1 protein-coding gene is annotated in these 523 nt (G+C 50.1%); it reads left to right on the top strand.

The genetic code is table 11. The features are described 5' to 3' along the window. Positions 1 to 87 precede the first annotated feature (87 nt). The coding region (locus IEX86_RS24890; protein WP_188868818.1) for a hypothetical protein at positions 88 to 523 on the top strand (436 nt) is incomplete at its 3' end.

Genomic DNA, 523 nt, shown 5'->3' on the forward strand with positions numbered 1-523 from the left:
CCCATTGTACCCAGCAGAATGGTGCTGGGTAGAAGCCTGGTACAGGTTGGTAGCCACACGATGCTTACGGATGAAAGGAATAAAGCCTTGTTACCTTACTTGTTCAAGCAAGAAGGCAAGGTTAACCAGGAACGTTTACCTAATGGGGATATCCAGTGCCGCTACCAAGTTGCGCATGTGCCCGGTAACCCGGATAACCCTTTTGAGGCGACCCTTGTGTTTGGTAGTAACGGTCAGCTCAAAGAATTATCAGCTAAATCTACCTCTAACCCTGAGCGTACATTTCCCACAACGGAATTCATGCCCAGGACGGATTCTAGACCTCTTGGCTCTTCTAATCTGGCAACGCTTCCCAAGGAGGTGTTGGATCGGATAGCGGGACATACTGCCTCAACAAACCCCGATGGCCTACTCGCGCTACGCCAAACCCAATGGCACCTGAACGCTATTGCAGACAGTCATATTACACCGACACAACGCTTCTTGATAAACCATGGTCAGATGCTAGAGGCCGCAGGCTATA

This window comes from Pseudomonas asuensis (assembly GCF_014646755.1).
Lineage (GTDB): Bacteria > Pseudomonadota > Gammaproteobacteria > Pseudomonadales > Pseudomonadaceae > Chryseomonas > Chryseomonas asuensis.